Source organism: Pseudomonas sp. Root71, from assembly GCF_001429045.1.
Taxonomy (GTDB): Bacteria; Pseudomonadota; Gammaproteobacteria; order Pseudomonadales; family Pseudomonadaceae; genus Aquipseudomonas; species Aquipseudomonas monachiensis.
On the sequence record NZ_LMHY01000025.1, the window covers coordinates 294,720 to 309,700 of the forward strand.

Annotated in this window: 13 protein-coding genes; 6 read left to right on the plus strand and 7 right to left on the minus strand. The window is 60.0% G+C overall.

Annotated features, from left to right (window positions below; genetic code table 11):
• Nucleotides 1–61: 61 nt before the first annotated feature.
• Both ASD95_RS17610 and ASD95_RS17615 read right to left on the minus strand, forming a co-directional pair.
• Nucleotides 62–1,366 carry a CynX/NimT family MFS transporter gene (locus tag ASD95_RS17610; protein WP_056726173.1) on the minus strand — a complete coding sequence of 435 codons (1,305 nt, stop codon included), beginning with the start codon at nucleotides 1,364–1,366 and terminating at the stop codon, nucleotides 62–64.
• Nucleotides 1,356–2,015, minus strand: a complete 660-nt coding sequence (locus ASD95_RS17615; protein ID WP_056726174.1) for a FadR/GntR family transcriptional regulator — start codon at nucleotides 2,013–2,015, stop codon at nucleotides 1,356–1,358. Before ASD95_RS17615 ends, ASD95_RS17610 begins: the two co-directional genes overlap by 11 nt.
• Nucleotides 2,016–2,282: 267 nt before the next feature.
• Between ASD95_RS17615 and ASD95_RS17620 the strand changes: the two genes are divergently transcribed.
• Nucleotides 2,283–3,908 carry a S8 family peptidase gene (locus ASD95_RS17620; protein WP_056726175.1) on the plus strand — a complete coding sequence of 542 codons (1,626 nt, stop codon included), beginning with the start codon at nucleotides 2,283–2,285 and terminating at the stop codon, nucleotides 3,906–3,908.
• Between the two features lie 65 nt (nucleotides 3,909–3,973).
• Here ASD95_RS17620 and ASD95_RS17625 read toward each other — a convergent pair whose 3' ends face one another.
• From ASD95_RS17625 to ASD95_RS17640, 4 genes are all read right to left on the minus strand, one after another.
• Nucleotides 3,974–4,738, minus strand: coding sequence for an amino acid ABC transporter ATP-binding protein (locus tag ASD95_RS17625; protein ID WP_008053474.1), 765 nt, complete (start codon nucleotides 4,736–4,738; stop codon nucleotides 3,974–3,976).
• 28 nt (nucleotides 4,739–4,766) lie between these two features.
• Complete coding sequence (locus ASD95_RS17630) at nucleotides 4,767–5,864, minus strand: amino acid ABC transporter permease (RefSeq protein ID WP_056726176.1); 1,098 nt, start codon at nucleotides 5,862–5,864, stop codon at nucleotides 4,767–4,769.
• 10 nt (nucleotides 5,865–5,874) lie between these two features.
• Nucleotides 5,875–7,056 (minus strand): amino acid ABC transporter permease, encoded by a 1,182-nt coding sequence (locus ASD95_RS17635; protein ID WP_056726177.1) that lies wholly within the window; start codon nucleotides 7,054–7,056, stop codon nucleotides 5,875–5,877.
• Between the two features lie 65 nt (nucleotides 7,057–7,121).
• On the minus strand, nucleotides 7,122–8,153 hold the full coding sequence (locus tag ASD95_RS17640; RefSeq protein ID WP_007972676.1) for an amino acid ABC transporter substrate-binding protein: 1,032 nt from the start codon (nucleotides 8,151–8,153) through the stop codon (nucleotides 7,122–7,124).
• Nucleotides 8,154–8,621: 468 nt separating this feature from the next.
• On the opposite strand from ASD95_RS17640, the gene ASD95_RS17645 reads away from it, so the two are divergent.
• The 5 genes from ASD95_RS17645 to ASD95_RS17665 all read left to right on the plus strand — a co-directional run bounded on the left by ASD95_RS17645 (nucleotide 8,622) and on the right by ASD95_RS17665 (nucleotide 13,951).
• A complete protein-coding gene (locus tag ASD95_RS17645; RefSeq protein WP_056726178.1) occupies nucleotides 8,622–9,278 on the plus strand; it encodes an alpha/beta hydrolase in 657 nt (218 codons plus the stop codon).
• 98 nt (nucleotides 9,279–9,376) lie between these two features.
• Nucleotides 9,377–10,867, plus strand: coding sequence for an ATP-dependent RNA helicase RhlB (gene rhlB, locus ASD95_RS17650; RefSeq protein WP_056726179.1), 1,491 nt, complete (start codon nucleotides 9,377–9,379; stop codon nucleotides 10,865–10,867).
• Between the two features lie 138 nt (nucleotides 10,868–11,005).
• Complete coding sequence (locus ASD95_RS17655; protein WP_056726180.1) at nucleotides 11,006–11,950, plus strand: ornithine cyclodeaminase family protein; 945 nt, start codon at nucleotides 11,006–11,008, stop codon at nucleotides 11,948–11,950.
• A 141-nt stretch (nucleotides 11,951–12,091) separates the two neighbouring features.
• The gene (locus ASD95_RS17660; RefSeq protein WP_056726181.1) at nucleotides 12,092–13,225 is read left to right on the plus strand and encodes an NAD(P)/FAD-dependent oxidoreductase; all 1,134 of its coding nucleotides are present in this window, start codon (nucleotides 12,092–12,094) and stop codon (nucleotides 13,223–13,225) included.
• Between the two features lie 84 nt (nucleotides 13,226–13,309).
• Nucleotides 13,310–13,951, plus strand: a complete 642-nt coding sequence (locus ASD95_RS17665; RefSeq protein ID WP_056726182.1) for a helix-turn-helix transcriptional regulator — start codon at nucleotides 13,310–13,312, stop codon at nucleotides 13,949–13,951.
• A gap of 84 nt (nucleotides 13,952–14,035) precedes the next feature.
• Here ASD95_RS17665 and ASD95_RS17670 read toward each other — a convergent pair whose 3' ends face one another.
• Complete coding sequence (locus ASD95_RS17670; RefSeq protein ID WP_056726183.1) at nucleotides 14,036–14,812, minus strand: ABC transporter substrate-binding protein; 777 nt, start codon at nucleotides 14,810–14,812, stop codon at nucleotides 14,036–14,038.
• Between the last annotated feature and the right edge of the window lie 169 nt (nucleotides 14,813–14,981).

Consider the following 14,981-nt stretch of genomic DNA (forward strand, 5'->3'; position numbering starts at 1 on the left):
GTCTGCAAACGGGTCGAACACTATCGGCATTCGCAAGACGAATACCGACAGTGTGCGGGAATCAGACCTTTTCGCTTTCGACCTGCACATACAACGCACGCCCGGCCCCCAGGCCGGCGAGAATCGCACCAAGGCCGATGACACCGAAGATCCAGCCCACGGCCGTCCAGCCGCCGGTCCAGTCATGCACGATGCCGACCGCGAACGGCCCCATGGACGCCAGGGTGTAACCGAAGCCCTGGGCCATGCTCGACAGGTTCGCCGCAACATGGGAGTCCCGCGAGCGCAACACGATAAGGGTCAATGCCAGGCTGAACGTAGCGCCCTGCCCCAACCCCAGCACAATCGCCCAGCCCCACAGACCTTCAATCGGAGCGTACAGGCAACCGAACAGTCCGCCGAGGGTCAGGGCCATCACGATCACAATCGCCAGGCGCTGATCCTTGCCCCGTGTCGCCAGCCATGGCGCGGCGAGGGAGCTGACCAGTTGAACGATCACCGAACCCGAGAGCACCAGTCCGGCCTGGGTCGGGGTCAGGCCACGGCCGATCAGGATCGACGGCAACCAGCCGAACACGATGTAGGCCAGGGACGATTGCAAGCCCATGTACAGGGTCACCTGCCAGGCCAGCGGATCGCGCAGTAATCCCCGAACCCGGTAGGCCACGTTATGTGCGCCGTGTTTCTGGCCGACTTGCGGCAACCAGAACAGCGCGGCCGCCAATGCCGGAATGACCCAGAAGCCGAGGCCCATCGCCCAGCTCTTGTCAAAGTGTTCACTCAACGGCACGGTCGCACCCGCCGCCATTGCCGCCCCCAGACACAGGGCCATGGTGTAGACACCGGTCATGGTCCCGGCCTGCTTCGGGAAATCGCGCTTGACGATGCCCGGCAGCAACACGCCGATCACGCCGATGCTGGCACCGGCCAGCACACTGCCGGCAAACAGGCCGATTTCACCGAACGAACTGCGCAGGATGATCCCGCCCGCCAGGGCCAGGAGAATACCCAGCACCACTCGCTCCGCACCAAATCGCCGCGCCAGCACAGGTGCCAACGGCGCAAACAGGCCCAGGCAAAGCACCGGCAACGTGGTCAGCAATCCAGCCTGAGAAGCTGTCAGACCGAGGGACTTCGACACCTCGCTGAGCATCGGCGCCATGCTCGACAGCGCCGGGCGCAGGTTCAGCGCCACCAGTATCAGGCCCAACAGCAACAGCCAGGGCCGACGCAGAACCGGGTGGGTGTGCTGGACCTGTTCGTCATCGGCCTCGGCATCGATCAGCAGTTCTTCCAGCTCGGCCGAACGTTTGGGGGCTGTGGATAACTCACTGCGGTGCATGGACTTCTCGGTTTCAAGGTTCATTGATCAACTGCCTCGACAGGGCCTTGGCCCGTTCCGGGTCGCGTTGTTCGACGGCATCGAGCAACGCGATGTGCAGGTCGAACACTTCCTGACGGCGCGGGACGATGCTCAGGGTCTGGCGCAATTGGGCGCCGACGATGCTGGAGAAATAGCGATACAACTCGCTGAGGGTCGGGTTGTGCGCGGCGTCCACCAGACGGCGGTGGAACACCAGGTCGCAGGCGATGTAGGTGTCGAGATCGCCGTGATAGTGGCTACCGCTGACACCCAGGGCCTCGTGCAATGCCACCAGATCTTCGTCGGTACGGCGCATCGCTGCCAGGCCAATGGCCTCGACTTCGAGGATGTGCCGGGTTTCCCGTGCCTGTTCAAGGGAACAACGGGACAGCGCCTTCAAGGTATCGAGCGGATCGACCACCGCCCGCAGGTAACTGCCGTCACCCTGACGGACTTCGATCAACCCGGAAAATGCCAACACGCGCATGGCTTCGCGCACGGTGTTGCGGCTGATGCCCAGCTCAGCGGACAACTCAGGCTCGGTGGGCAAGCGCTGGCCCACGACCCAGGTGCCCTGGTTGATACGCAGGCGCAACTGATCCAAGGCCTGATCGACCAGGGATCGTTTCACCAATGGAGAGATTTCTGACATGGAATTCGCCCTCTCATCCAATCATAGGATGAATTTTCTGACATGGTAGTCAGCTTCGCCCAATCAGGCAAGGCACCCTCTTTCGCGTATCACCCTGATACCGGAAGACTCCTTAAGACAGAAGGTGAAATTCCTGACGCCTGAAAGTGATTTCCCACCCAGGCCACATGAAAGAGCTGACATCCGAAATTGAGACAGGCCATCAGACTTTCGGACTTTTAATGCGGGCACTTTCGCTCGAATGTCTGAAGGGAATGGGAACAACCGATGGAAGAAGTCATTTTCGGCAAGAAGCACAGCCGACGTTTTTTACTGGAAAAGGATCGGCAACTGCTCGTTGTACGCAGCCAGGCCGGGAGCAGGCTTGACGAAACGTTACACTGCGAAAAAGCTCGACAGGCATTGGCCGACAGTGAGTTGGTACTGCACATCGAGGACGCCGACGTTCAGCTATTCAAACTGCCGGACAATGCCGATGTTCGCCAATGCAAGGCGTTGCTGCGCGAGTTGCCAGACGTACGTTTCGCCGGCAGCGCTCTGGTCGATCCTCATACCCGGGAACCTGTTTTCTACACCGAAAACATTTTCCTGAAATTCGTCGATCGACTCACTGCGACAGAGTGCCTGGTTATCCTCGATGAATTGGGTCTGACCATCAAACAGCAGGTTCCCTACGCGGCCAATGCCTTTTTCGTATATCACGCACATTGTCGCGGCACTGAAGTCTGCTCATTCACACTTCAATTGCTCGAACGTCAGGACGTCGACTACTGCCACCCGGAAATACTGCGTCCGGGCCAACGCCGGACGATCCATGACAACCAATGGCACCTGAAAAAAACCACCGTCACCTATCAGGTTCAGGTCGATGCCAGCGCCAATGTCGAGGCAGCCCATGCCTTGACCCAGGGTGAAGGCATCGTGATCGCGATCATCGACGATGCCTTTGATATCGATCACCCCGAGTTCGCCGGAACCGGCAAAATCATCGGAGCAAAAAACTTTGACCGCCTGAACGCCCCTCAAGGCCCACGGCCTAAAACCCCCCTTGAGCGCCACGGTACGGCAGTCGCCGGTGTTGCATGCGCCAATGGTGAAGCCGGCGCCAGCGGCGTGGCACCTCGAGCCAGTCTCATGCCGTTGAAACTGACCAAACCACTAGGCGCCCGAGCCGAAGCAGACGCGTTTTTCTGGGCTGCGGACCAAGGGGCCGATGTCATTTCCTGCAGTTGGGGGCCATCGGAAGGACATTGGGCTGACCCTACCGACGCCAGGCACTCTCAGGAGTTTGCGCTGGCCGCGAGCACCCGCCTGGCCATAGAGTACGCCGCGACAAAAGGCCGCCAGGGCAAAGGCTGCGTCATTTTTTTTGGTGCCGGCAACGGCAACGAGAGCGTGGACAACGATGGCTATGCCAGCCATCCCATGGTCATTGCCGTGGGTGCCTGCAATGATCAAAATCGTCGCAGCGGCTACAGTGACTACGGCAAAGCATTGTGGTGTTGCTTCCCCAGCGGGGACCAGCAACACCCCGATCCAAAGTTCAAACCCGCCACTTCAGTCCCGCAGACCCGAGGCATTCGAACCACGGATCTGAGCGGCCGGTTTGCCGACCCGATCAATGCGGCCTACACCGAACTGTTCAGCGGCACTTCCAGCGCCTGCCCTGGAGCCGCGGGCGTGGCAGCACTGGTACTGGGGGTCAACCCGGCACTGGACCGCGAACAGGTTCGACAGCTGCTCGCCGATTGCTGCAACAAAATCAGCCACGCCGACGACGGCCCCCTTGGTCAATACGATCAAAACGGCCACAGTCATTACTACGGTCATGGTCGCCTCAATGCCCTGCGGGCAGTGCAGCTGGCACTGGAACGCGGCAAAGCCGCAGACTGACCCGCACTCATAAAAAAAGCCCCACCGAACAATCGGCGGGGCTCATTGAGACAGTCACTGACCGATCAATGCAGGATCTGGCTCAGGAACAGCTTGGTGCGTTCATTCTGCGGGTTGTCGAAGAAGTCGTTCGGCGCAGCCTGTTCGACGATTTCTCCCTTGTCCATGAAGATCACGCGGTTGGCCACGGTGCGGGCGAAGCCCATTTCGTGGGTCACGCAGAGCATGGTCATGCCGTCTTCGGCCAGGCCGATCATGGTGTCCAGTACCTCTTTCACCATCTCCGGGTCGAGTGCCGAGGTCGGTTCGTCGAACAGCATGATCTTCGGCTTCATGCACAGCGCACGGGCAATCGCCACACGCTGTTGCTGACCGCCAGACAACTGCCCCGGGTACTTGTGCGCCTGCTCCGGAATGCGTACGCGTTCCAGGTAGTGCATGGCGATTTCCTCGGCCTTGCGCTTGGGCATCTTGCGCACCCACATCGGCGCCAGGGTGCAGTTCTGCAGGATGGTCAGGTGCGGGAACAGGTTGAAGTGCTGGAACACCATGCCGACTTCACGACGGATCGCTTCGATCTGCTTGAGGTCGTTGGTCAGCTCCACGCCATCGACCACGATGCGGCCCTGCTGATGCTCTTCCAGACGGTTGAGGCAGCGGATGGTGGTGGATTTGCCGGAACCTGACGGGCCGCACAGGACGATACGCTCGCCCTGCTTGACGTTGAGGTTGATGTCCTTGAGTACGTGAAACTGACCGTACCACTTGTTCACGCCCTGCATCTGAATAATGCCTTCAGGGCTCACAGGCTGTTTGATTGCTTCGCTCATCACAAAACTTCCTAAATTAGGTAGCGACTTAGCGCTTGTGGCCAGTGTCGAGCTTGCGTTCCAGATGCATGGAATAGCGCGACATACCAAAACAGAAAATCCAGAACACCAGGGCGGCGAACACATAGCCTTCGGTGGCCATGCCCAGCCATTTCGGGTCGGCGGCGGCTTGCTTGACGCTATTGAGCAGGTCGAACAGGCCGATGATGATCACCAGGCTCGTGTCCTTGAACAGCGCAATGAAGGTGTTGACGATGCCGGGGATCACCAGCTTCAGGGCTTGCGGCAGAATCACCAGGCCCATGCTGCGCCAGTAACCCAGGCCCATCGCCGCCGCCGCTTCGTACTGACCTTTTGGAATCGCTTGCAGGCCACCGCGCACCACCTCGGCCACGTAGGCCGACTGGAACAGGATCACGCCGATCAGCGCCCGCAGCAGCTTGTCGAAGTTCATGCCTTCAGGCAGGAACAACGGCAGCATCACCGAGGACATGAACAGCACCGTGATCAACGGCACGCCGCGCCAGAATTCGATGAAGGTCACGCAGACCACGCGAATCGCCGGCATGTTCGAACGACGGCCCAGCGCCAGGACGATGCCCAGTGGCAACGCACCGGCGATACCGACGGTGGCGATCACCAGGGTCAGCATCAGGCCGCCCCACTGGCTGGTCGCCACGGCATCCAGTCCCAATACGCCGCCATGCAGCAGGCACCAGGCAATGATCGGGTACAGCACCAGGAAGCTCAGCCCGTACACCGCCTTATGGTGAAAGCGCGAGATGAACAACGGCGCCACGCCGACAATCGCCAGCCACACCGTCAGGTCCACGCGCCAACGCAGTACCGGCGGGTAGTAGCCGTACATGAACTGGCCGAAACGCTGCTGGATGAACACCCAGCAGGCGCCCTCCTTGGTGCAGTCGGCCTGGCTGGTGCCGACCCAGTTGGCGTCAAGGATCGCCCACTGCAGGATCGGCGGTACCACCAGGTAGATGAGGTAGAACGCGAACAGGGTCAGCAGGGTGTTGAGCCAGCTGGAGAACATGTTCTCGCGCATCCACGCCACCGCACCGATGCTGCGGTTCGGTGGCGGCATGTCAGGTTTGAAAGTATGAGTACTCATGCGCTTTTCCTTACCGCTCGATCAGCGCAATGCGCTTGTTGTACCAGTTCATCAGCAGGGAAATGCTGATACTGATCGCCAGGTACACGCTCATGGTGATGGCAATCACCTCGATCGCCTGGCCGGTCTGGTTGAGCACGGTCCCGGCAAACAGCGAGACCATTTCCGGATAACCGATACCGGCCGCCAGCGAGGAGTTCTTCGCCAGGTTCAGGTATTGGCTGGTCAGCGGCGGGATGATCACGCGCAGGGCCTGCGGAATGATCACCTTGCGCAGGGTCGGACCGTTGCGCAGGCCGAGGGAATGCGCCGCTTCGGTCTGGCCATGGCTGACCGACTTGATGCCCGAACGCACGATCTCGGCGATGAACGCTGCGGTGTACACCGTCAGGGCCAGGGTCAGCGCCAGCAGTTCCGGGATCAACACCCAGCCACCGACGAAGTTGAAGCCTTGCAGTTTCGGCATTTCCCAGTGCACCGGTGCGCCGAAAATCAGCGCGCACAGCGCAGGAATGACCAGGAACATCGCCAGACCGACCCAGAACTTGTGGAACGGCACCCCGGTGGCTTCGAAGCGCTTGGTCGCCCAGCGGCTCATCAGCACGATGGCGACGATGGCGACTACAACGCTGATCACAAACGGCCAGAAACCATCCGCCATCAACGCCGCCGGCATGTTCAGGCCGCGGCTGCTGACAAAGAAGGTGTCGCCGAAGTTATGACTGTTGCGCGGCCCTGGCATGGTCAGGAACACCGCGAAGTACCAGAACAGGATCTGCAGCAGCGGCGGAATGTTGCGGAAGACTTCCACGTACACCGTCGCCACCTTGGCGATGATCCAGTTCTTCGACAGTCGCGCCACACCCACGATGAAACCCAGGATCGTCGCCAGGATCACACCGATGAAGGTCACCAGCAAGGTGTTGAGCAGGCCGATGACAAACACCCGGGCGTATGTGTCCGCTTCGGTGTAGTCGATCAGGTGTTGAGCGATGCCGAAACCGGCACTGCGCTCCAGAAAGTCGAACCCGGAGGTAATGCCCCGGTGTTGCAGGTTGGTTTGCGTGTTATCGAACAGAAACCAGCCCAGCGAGACCACCGCGATAATCGTGATGATCTGGAATACCCAAGCACGCACGCGTGGATCGCTGAGGCTGAGCCTCTGCTTTGGCGCGCCGATTGAATTTTGCATGAAGTGCCCCGCAAATAATGGAACAGAACATCACCCGGTGGTTGGCCCACCGGGTGATAGAACCATCAGCGCACTGGTGGTGCGTATTGAATGCCGCCAGCGTTCCACAGAGCGTTCAGCCCGCGGTCGATTTCCAGCGGAGTACTCTTGCCGAGGTTTTTCTCGAACACTTCGCCGTAGTTGCCGACTTGCTTGACGATCTGCACGACCCAGTCTTTCTTCACTTTCAGGTCTTTGCCGTATTCACCGTCGGTACCCAGCAGACGGGCAACGTCAGGGTTCTTGGTGCCCTTGGCTTCGGCTTCGACGTTCTTCGAAGTGATGCCGGCTTCTTCAGCGTTGAGCATGGCGTAGCCAGTCCAGCGCACGATCGCCAGCCACTCGTCGTCGCCATTACGCACGACCGGGCCCAGAGGTTCCTTGGAAATGGTTTCCGGCAGAACCACGTAGTCTTTCGGCGAAGCCAGCTTGCTGCGCTGGGCGAACAGCTGGGATTTGTCGGAGGTCAGTACGTCGCAACGACCGGATTCCAGCGACTTGGCGCTTTCGTCGGAGGTGTCGAAGGTGATCGGGGTGTATTTCAGGCCGTTGCCGCGGAAGTAGTCGGAAACGTTCAGTTCGGTGGTGGTACCGGCCTGGATGCAGATGGTTGCACCGTCCAGTTCCTTGGCGCTCTTGACGCCCAGCTTGTTGTTTACCAGGAAGCCGATACCGTCGTAGTAGGTAATGAAGCCCGGGAATTTCAGGCCCATGCCCGCGTCGCGGGAGCTGGTCATGGTGGTGTTGCGCGACAGAATGTCGATTTCGCCGGACTGCAACGCGGTGAAGCGCTCCTTGGCGTTCAACTGGCTGAACTTGACCTTGGTCGCGTCGCCGAAGACAGCCGCCGCTACTGCACGGCAGTAGTCAGCATCGATACCGACGATCTTGCCGGTGGAATCCGGAACCGAGAAGCCTGGCAAGCCATCGCTGACGCCACACTGCACGAAACCTTTCTTCATCACTGCATCCAGGGTTGCGCCCGCCTGGGCAAACCCGCTGACACCGAGTACTGCGGCTGCAGTCACGATAGCCAGGGTGGATTTCAACATCTTCATTCAAACCTCCAGTTTTGCTCTTGTTGTGTCGGAGCGTGAGTCCTGTCGCACCCTTTTGAGGCGTAGTCGACCCGTGTTGGCTTGTTTTGGGGTCAACCGACGTAAGACGTTAGCTATGAGTCTAGTAGGAGAAAATCCACGTCATGGAAAACTCACTCTCACCAGTCGGCCGAACGGGCTGTAGCCCTTTCACGTTCGCGAAGCCCCGTAGCGGCCATTGGCGAACATCCATCACCGGATTCATTGCTATCCCACAGTCGGCAGTACACTGATAGTGTTACCGCCGGGCGCGAGATGGGTTGCACCGTTTCCCCATAGCAAAGCCCGTACCACACCGCTCGCCGAAGCGGTTCAGCTGCAGGTCAATAGCAAAACTTGTACGCTTGCGACACTTTATTAACGGATCAACCTGACGCGCACTTTGATCACGCACTTATATGTACGCGCACGCACAACATTGGAGCAGACATGACCGAGCCCTTGATTCTTCAGCCCGTAAAGCCCGCAGACGCCTGCGTTATATGGCTGCACGGCCTGGGCGCCGATCGCTACGACTTCCTGCCGGTGGCCGAAGCGCTGCAGGAAACCTTGCTGAGTACCCGCTTCGTTCTCCCGCAGGCACCGCATCGCCCTGTCACTATCAACGGCGGCTACGAGATGCCGAGCTGGTACGACATCCTGGCCATGAGCCCGGCGCGCGCGATCAACCGCGAGCAACTGGAAGAGTCGGCGAACCGTGTCATTGAATTGATAGAAGTGCAGCGAGCCAGCGGAATAGACGCCTCGCGGATCTTCCTGGCAGGTTTTTCCCAGGGCGGCGCCGTGGTTTTACACACCGCATTTCTGAAATGGCAGGGTCCGTTGGGTGGCGTCGTTGCCCTTTCTACTTATGCACCGACCTTCAGCGACGAACTGCAACTGTCCGCCAGCCAGCAGCGGATTCCGGTGCTGTCGATGCACGGCCAGTACGACGATGTGGTGCAAAACTCGATGGGGCGCAGCGCCTACGAGCATTTGAAGCTGCGTGGTGTCACCGTGACATGGCAGGAATACCCAATGGGTCACGAAGTGTTACCCGAAGAAATTCGCGACATCGGTGTCTGGCTCGCCGAGCGCTTGCGTTAAGCATTTGTGTTTAAAAGCACCCTTTGATCCATCCCACTACGCCGCGCCCGATTCTTGCATTACACTGCCCGGCGTACATTCCTTAATCAATTGATGAGATGACCGTGCTCAAAGCACTCAAGAAAATGTTCGGTAAAAGCGAGACTGAGCAACTCGCGCCAGTTCCCAGCCCTGCGTCTCACGCTCCCGGCCACCGCACCGACGGTAATCAGTCTGAACGAGCCACCGCCACGGCGGCACCCAAGCATGAGCCGAAGACCGCAATGGCTGACCTGCCTGCGGCGATAACAGCCCCGGAACAGCCGCTCAGCGAAACGCCAAAACCCGCCAGACCGCGCCGCGAACCCAAGCCAAAGGCACCGGTCATCCCATGGAAACTCGAAGACTTCGTCGTCGAGCCCCAGGAAGGCAAGACCCGCTTCCACGATTTCAAACTCGCCCCGGAACTGATGCACGCCATCCAGGACCTGGGCTTCCCGTATTGCACGCCGATCCAGGCACAGGTACTGGGCTTCACCCTCGCGGGCAAAGACGCCATCGGCCGCGCCCAGACCGGTACCGGCAAGACCGCTGCGTTCCTGGTCTCGATCATCACCCAGTTGCTGCAAACCCCGCCGCCGAAAGAGCGCTACATGGGTGAGCCACGGGCACTGATCATCGCACCGACCCGCGAACTGGTAGTGCAGATCGCCAAGGACGCCGCCGACCTGACCAAGTACACCGGCCTCAACGTCATGACGTTCGTCGGTGGCATGGACTTCGACAAACAGCTCAAGCACCTCGAGGCCCGCCACTGCGACATCCTCGTGGCCACGCCGGGCCGCCTGCTGGACTTCAACCAGCGCGGCGACGTGCACCTGGACATGGTCGAAGTGATGGTGCTGGACGAAGCCGACCGCATGCTCGACATGGGCTTCATCCCGCAAGTGCGCCAGATCATTCGCCAGACGCCGCCGAAGTCCGAGCGTCAGACGCTGCTGTTCTCCGCGACCTTCACCGAAGACGTGATGAACCTGGCCAAGCAATGGACCACCGACCCGTCGATCGTCGAGATCGAGTCGCAGAACGTGGCCAACGAAAACGTCGAGCAGCACATCTACGCGGTGGCCGGTGCCGACAAATACAAACTGCTCTACAACCTGGTCAACGACAACGGTTGGGAGCGGGTGATCGTCTTCGCCAACCGCAAGGATGAAGTACGACGCATCGAAGAACGCCTGGTGCGTGACGGTATCAACGCCGCGCAACTGTCCGGCGACGTGCCGCAGCACAAGCGCATCAAGACCCTCGAAGGCTTCCGCGAAGGCAAGATTCGCGTACTGGTCGCCACCGACGTGGCCGGTCGCGGCATCCACATCGACGGCATCAGCCACGTGATCAACTTCACCCTGCCGGAAGTGCCGGACGACTACGTGCACCGCATCGGTCGTACCGGCCGCGCCGGTGCCGACGGTGTATCCATCAGCTTTGCCGGTGAAGACGACTCCTACCAACTACCGTCCATCGAGGAAAAGCTGGGGCGCAAGATCAGCTGTGAAACGCCACCGACGCATCTGTTGCGGGCCGTTGAACGCAAGCGCCCGCATTAAGGGACGCTGAAAAGACAAGCGCAGCCGGAAACGGACTGCGCTTTTTTTTCGTCCGGCTTTTTTTCAACAGGAGCTTGCTGTAGATATCTAAAAGTCCATAATAGACAAATTAGTTTACTCTCAGCTCCGGAGCCGACCATGTCCAGCACGCCCCAAGTGATCCCCCAAGCCCAGGCTCGCGAGCTACTGGCGCAGGTCGATGTGCCACAGATCCTGCGCAAACTGTTCCGCGACCTGGCCGCCGGGCAAGCCGTACAACCGGCGCAGCAACTGGTGGAATTTCCACAGGGCGCCGGCGACTTCATTAACTACTTGGGTGTGCTTGCCGAAGAAGGCGTATACGGGATCAAGACGTCGCCGTACATCGTCCGTGAGCAGGGGCCGCTGGTGACGGCGTGGACGTTGTTGATGTCGATGCAGACCGGCCAGCCGCTGCTGCTGTGCGATGCCGGCGAACTGACCACCGCGCGCACCGCGGCGACCACCGCCGTCGCGGTCGATGCCCTCGCACCACTCACAGCCAATCGCCTTGCCATTATTGGCAGCGGCAAAGTGGCCCAGGCGCACCTGCATTACGTGAAAGGCCTGCGCGACTGGCAGAGCATCAGCCTGTACTCGCCGAGCGTGAGCGAAGACGCCGAAACCGTGCGCCGGCTGAAAAACATCGAGCCACGCCTGAACATCGTCGACAGTCGCGAAGCTGCCGTTCAGGACGCCGACGTGATCATGCTCTGCACCTCGTCCGCCGGTCCGGTGATCGATCCGTCGAGCTTGCGCAAACCGGCGTTGATCACCTCCATCAGCACCAATGCGCCGCGCGCCCATGAAGTGCCGCCGCAAAGCCTCAACGACATGCAGGTGTTCTGCGACTATCGCCTGACCACCCCGGGCTCGGCCGGCGAAATGCTGATCGCCGTCGAACGGCACGACTGGGACAAGGGCGCGATTGTCGGCGACCTGCCCGACCTGCTCAGCGGAAAAGTCCTGCGCCCTGATTACGATCGCCATGTGTTTTTCCGCTCCATCGGCCTGGGCCTGGAAGACATTGCGCTGGCCAACGCGATCTATCGCCTCACGCACTGACACCAAATTCATCCTGTAGGAGCTGCCGAAGGCTGCGATCTTTTGACTTTGCTTTTGAAAAGATCGCAGCCTCGTTTCACTCGTCAGCTCCTACAAGAGATCACCATAAATCCGGCATTTACGCCCCAACAGGAGACGTTCATGAGCCAGGCAGATTTCATCATCATCGGCGGCGGGATTGCCGGTGCTTCCACGGGTTTCTGGCTGTCGCAGCACGGCCGCGTGATCGTGCTCGAACGCGAATCCCATCCGGCCTATCACTCCACCGGCCGTTCGGCGGCGCTGTTCACCGCTGCCTACGGCACCCCGCAAGTGCGGGCGTTGACCCTGGCCAGCCGGGACTTTTTCGACAACCCGCCCAGTGGTTTCTGCGAACACCCGCTGCTGACCCCGCGCGGCGAAATGACCGTGGACTTGACCGGTGACCCGGACGAGCTGAACAGGCAATACCAGAGCGCAAAAACCACGGTGCCGGAGATGCAGTTGCTCGACGCCGACGCGGCCTGCGCGCTGGTGCCGATCCTGCGCCGGGAAAAGGTCCACGGCGCCATCTACGACCCGACCGCCAGCGACATCGACACCGACGCCCTGCACCAGGGCTATTTGCGCGGCATCCGCCGCAACCAGGGCGAAGTGCACACCGACAGCGAAGTCGTCAGCCTGAGCCGCGACAGCCAGGGTACATGGCACGTCCAGACCGGCAGCCAGACCTTCAGCGCACCGGTCATCATCAACGCCGCCGGCGCCTGGGCCGACAAGGTCGGCGAACTGGCTGGCGCCAATCCCCTGGGCCTGCAACCCAAACGCCGGGCCGCGTTCATCTTCGCCGGTCCCGAAGGCGTGGACATCCACCATTGGCCGATGCTGGTCAGCCTCGACGAATCCTTCTACATGAAACCCGATGCCGGGATGTTCCTCGGTTCACCGGCCAACGCCGACCCGGTGGAACCCCACGATGTGCAGCCCGAAGAGCTGGACATTGCCATGGGCATCTACCAGATCGAAGAAGCCACGACCCTGACCATTCGCCGCCCGACCCGCACCTGGGCCGGCCTGCGCAGCTTCGTCAGCGACGGCGACTTGCTGTCCGGCTTCGATCCACAGGTACCGGGGCTGTTCTGGGTCGCGGCACAAGGCGGTTATGGCATCCAGACCTCACCGGCCATGGGCCAGGCCAGCGCGGCACTGGTGCGCGGTGCCGCGTTGCCCGAGTCGCTCGGCCATTTCGGGCTGAATGCCGAAATGCTCTCCCCTGCCCGCCTCGGCGGATCCTGATCCTCAGGTGACGTGCCCACACGATTACGGCACACTTTCAGCGCCCCTTTGATGGGGCGCTGACGCTGCCTGGAGTTCCACTGTATGAACGCTCCCGAAAAAGACTCGGCCCTGGACGACACATCCCTGGATAACTTCCACGCGATTGCCGACGCCATCGCCACGTTGTTTTTCCCCCACGCCGAAGTGGTGCTGCACGACTTGCGCACGCAAAAGGTCGACTACATCGCCAACAACCTGTCCAAGCGGGAAATCGGCGACGACTCGGCGCTGGAAGACATGCTCAGCGACGATGTCAGCGAACGAAACATCGGGCCGTACGAAAAGCTCAACTGGGATGGTCAGAAGATTCGCAGCCTCAGCACGGTGCTTCGGGACAGTGAAGGTCGTCCACAGGCGGTGCTGTGCATCAACCTGAATATTTCGTTGTTCGAAAATGCCAAGGCCGCCCTGGACCTGTTCCTGTCGCCGACCAAGCTGATCCCGCAACCGGATGCGCTGTTTCGCGATGACTGGCAGGAGCGGATCAACACCTTCCTCCACGCCTGGCTGCGCGAGCGGCAGTTGAGCCTGAATCTGCTGACTCGCGACCACAAGCGCGAACTGGTGCTGGCATTGCACGCCGAAGGCGCGTTCAAGGGCAAAAGCGCCTCGAACTACGTGGCCAATGTGCTGAACATGGGCCGGGCGACGGTGTACAAGCATTTGAAGGAATTGAAGGGCTGAAAATCAAAAGATCGCCGCCTGCGGCAGCTCCTACAGTGAAACGCATTCCCCTGTAGGAGCTGCCGCAGGCTGCGATCTTTTTGATCAATCGCCGTAAATGTCGGACTTGAAATACTTGTCCGAAATCTTCTGGTACTCACCACTGGCACGAATGCCATCAATGGCCGTGTTCAGCTCGCTGACCAGTTCGGTATTGCCCTTGCGCACGGCAATCCCGGCACCTTCGCCCACATATTTCGGATCTTTCAGCTCCGGCCCGGCAAAGGCGTAACCCTTGCCGCGCGGCATCGACAGGAAGTCATTGAGTGGAATGGTGTCGGCAAAAATCGCATCGAGGCGACCGGCTGCCAGGTCCATGTAGATTTCTTCGTTGTTGCTGTAGCGCTTGACGTTGATGCCCTTTGGCTCGAACACCTCGGTGGCGTAACGGTCGGTCGTGGTGGCGCGCTGCACGCCGACGGTCTTACCCTTGAGGCTGGCGTACTGGTCATCCACCACCGCGCCATCCTTCATCACCAGGCGCGACGAAGTGAAATAGTACTTGTGGGTGAAGTCCACCGACTTCTTGCGGTCTTCATTGATGGTCATGGACGACAGCGCCATGTCGATTTTCTTCACCTTCAGGGAAGGAATCAGACCGTCGAACTCGCCTTCGACCCACACACACTTGACCTTCATCTGCGCGCACAGGGCATTGCCGATGTCATAGTCGAAACCGACGATTTCGCCTTTGTCGGTTTTCGAGGCGAACGGTGGATACGCCGCTTCGATACCGATGCGCAAGGTTTTCTCGGCGGCGAACACAGAGCTGCACGCCAACAGGCTCAGGGCCAGACCGGTGATGAGGGGGAACTTCTTCATGTTCGTTTTCTCGCGGTTGTTGTTGGTTTGGCAAGACAGAAGAAAAAGCTGAAACGGGTGGAAACCTTTTTTTGTACTTATAATTCCATACTGGACTTTTATGTATAAATCGTCAATGAGGCAAATGCAGCCCGATCCGGCCGATAGTCGGGTGGTGGTTCTGCAAGGT

Coding starts and splice junctions, on each gene's coding strand:
- rhlB (WP_056726179.1), top strand. CDS start 9,377: ATGACCGTGCTCAAAGCACTCAAGAAAATGTTCGGTAAAAGCGAGACT.
- ASD95_RS17660 (WP_056726181.1), top strand. CDS start 12,092: ATGAGCCAGGCAGATTTCATCATCATCGGCGGCGGGATTGCCGGTGCT.
- ASD95_RS17645 (WP_056726178.1), top strand. CDS start 8,622: ATGACCGAGCCCTTGATTCTTCAGCCCGTAAAGCCCGCAGACGCCTGC.
- ASD95_RS17610 (WP_056726173.1), bottom strand. CDS start 1,366: ATGAACCTTGAAACCGAGAAGTCCATGCACCGCAGTGAGTTATCCACA.
- ASD95_RS17635 (WP_056726177.1), bottom strand. CDS start 7,056: ATGCAAAATTCAATCGGCGCGCCAAAGCAGAGGCTCAGCCTCAGCGAT.
- ASD95_RS17615 (WP_056726174.1), bottom strand. CDS start 2,015: ATGTCAGAAATCTCTCCATTGGTGAAACGATCCCTGGTCGATCAGGCC.
- ASD95_RS17640 (WP_007972676.1), bottom strand. CDS start 8,153: ATGAAGATGTTGAAATCCACCCTGGCTATCGTGACTGCAGCCGCAGTA.
- ASD95_RS17630 (WP_056726176.1), bottom strand. CDS start 5,864: ATGAGTACTCATACTTTCAAACCTGACATGCCGCCACCGAACCGCAGC.
- ASD95_RS17625 (WP_008053474.1), bottom strand. CDS start 4,738: ATGAGCGAAGCAATCAAACAGCCTGTGAGCCCTGAAGGCATTATTCAG.
- ASD95_RS17665 (WP_056726182.1), top strand. CDS start 13,310: ATGAACGCTCCCGAAAAAGACTCGGCCCTGGACGACACATCCCTGGAT.
- ASD95_RS17670 (WP_056726183.1), bottom strand. CDS start 14,812: ATGAAGAAGTTCCCCCTCATCACCGGTCTGGCCCTGAGCCTGTTGGCG.
- ASD95_RS17620 (WP_056726175.1), top strand. CDS start 2,283: ATGGAAGAAGTCATTTTCGGCAAGAAGCACAGCCGACGTTTTTTACTG.
- ASD95_RS17655 (WP_056726180.1), top strand. CDS start 11,006: ATGTCCAGCACGCCCCAAGTGATCCCCCAAGCCCAGGCTCGCGAGCTA.